The following is a 1,581-nucleotide window of genomic DNA, read 5'->3' as shown; positions in this document are numbered from 1 at the left end:
CAGCTGGCCGCAGGTGCGTCCGCGTTCGCCCTCGATACGCGCCTGGGGCAGGCCGGTCTCGGCCACGGCACGCTGGATCAGGTCATCGCCGATGGCCTCGATCTCGCTGGCCACGGTTTCGAGAAACACCGCGCGATCCTCGAGCGAGGTCTCGCGATAAGTGTCGAACGCGTCCCAGGCGAGCTGCGCGGCCTTGTCGACTTCGGCGGCGCTGCCGCCGGCGTAGGCCGGGTCGAGCTGCTCGCCGGTGGCCGGGTTGACGGCGTGGATGGCGCTGCCGTTGCCGGCGACGGCTTGTTGGCCGATGAGTGATTTGCCTTCCAGGGTCATGAATGCCTCCTTTGATTCAGCCCTTCCAGAGGTTCCGGAAGTGGCTGATTGCGTAATGCGTAAGTTACAGGGCCTTGATAGCGACGGGCGTTTCCGCTGAGCTAAAGCGTAGCGGGTTACGCAGAGGACGACCGAAGGCCGGGAGATCGACCTCGAAACGGTCGCCATCCCGGGTCCGGATATTGTCGGCGAAACTCAGGGTGGCGGTGCCGAAGTAGTGTACATGGACATCGCCCGGGCGACGGAAGCTCGGGTACTTGAAGTGGTGGTATTCCAGATTGGCGAGGCTGTGCGCCATATTCGCCTCGCCGGTCAGAAACGGCTTTTCCCACAGTACCTGGCCGTCACGCACGATGCGGCTGGTGCCTTCGAGGTGTTCCGGCAGATCGCCGACCAACAGCTCCGGCCCGTAGCTGCAGGCGCGCAGTTTGGAATGTGCCAGCCACAGGTAGTTATGGCGCTCGGTGACGTGATCGGAAAATTCGTTGCCGACCGCATAGCCGACACGCCAGGGCTGGCCGTCGTCGCCAACCACATACAGCCCGGCCAGCTCGGGTTCTTCGCCGGCATCTTCAGCGAAACTGGGCACGGGTAGGGCGGCTTCGGGATCGACGACGATGCTGCCGTCGCCCTTGTAGAACCATTCCGGCTGGGCGCCGGGCTGGCCGTCCTGCGGCTTGCCGCCATCCACGCCCATCTTGAACATGCGCATGGAGTCGGTCAATTCGCTCTCGGCGGCCTGAGCCTTGGCGTGCATGGCCGAGCGTGTGTCGGCGCTGCCCAAATGGGTCAGGCCGGTGCCGCTGATCAGGCAATGCGCCGGATCCGGGTGGGTCAGCGGCGCACGCAGGCGCTGCTGCTCGATCAGCTCGGCATAGTCGAGCCGGGTGTCGGTGAGCTCCGACTCGACCAGCTCGGTCAGTGAGCGCTTCTCGGCGATGGCTCGCTTTGCCAGTCCGTAGACACCTTCCTCGGCATTCACCAGGCGTACCTGCTCGGGGCTCTCTACCACGGCAACCCGCAGGCGGCCTTCATGTTCGCATTGGATCAGTCGCATGGCGACCTCCGTAGGTTCGAATGGGTTTTATACCAGCCACATGGCGAGATTCGGCCAGAACAGCAAGGCGAACAGCACGCACAGCTGAATGGCGATGAACGGCAGCAGCGACACGAAGATGTCCTTGAGGCTGATCTCCGGCGGCGCCACCCCCTTGAGGTAGAACGCGGCCGGCCCGAACGGCGGCGACAGGA

General features: G+C 64.5%; 2 protein-coding genes and 1 pseudogene. All 3 read right to left on the bottom strand.

Translation table 11 applies throughout. From position 1 onward, the window contains the following. Positions 1-330: aldehyde dehydrogenase family protein (locus MHM84_RS21375; RefSeq protein ID WP_239269097.1), on the bottom strand; the 330-nt coding region annotated here is incomplete at its 3' end. Positions 331-394: 64 nt separating this feature from the next. Beyond that, positions 395-1,387, bottom strand: coding sequence for an AraD1 family protein (gene araD1 / locus MHM84_RS21370; protein ID WP_239269095.1), 993 nt, complete (start codon positions 1,385-1,387; stop codon positions 395-397). 27 nt (positions 1,388-1,414) lie between these two features. Continuing rightward, positions 1,415-1,581: pseudogene (locus MHM84_RS21365) on the bottom strand (TRAP transporter large permease subunit); the annotation flags it as partial.

The sequence above is a fragment of the Halomonas sp. McH1-25 genome (assembly GCF_022348165.1).
GTDB lineage: Bacteria > Pseudomonadota > Gammaproteobacteria > Pseudomonadales > Halomonadaceae > Modicisalibacter.
The sequence above is the reverse complement of the archived record's forward strand: the minus strand, read 5'-3'. Positions and strand labels throughout refer to the sequence as shown.

What these genes read in the sequence shown, in the direction of transcription:
- araD1 (WP_239269095.1), bottom strand. Translation starts at nt 1,387, where the DNA reads ATGCGACTGATCCAATGCGAACATGAAGGCCGCCTGCGGGTTGCCGTG.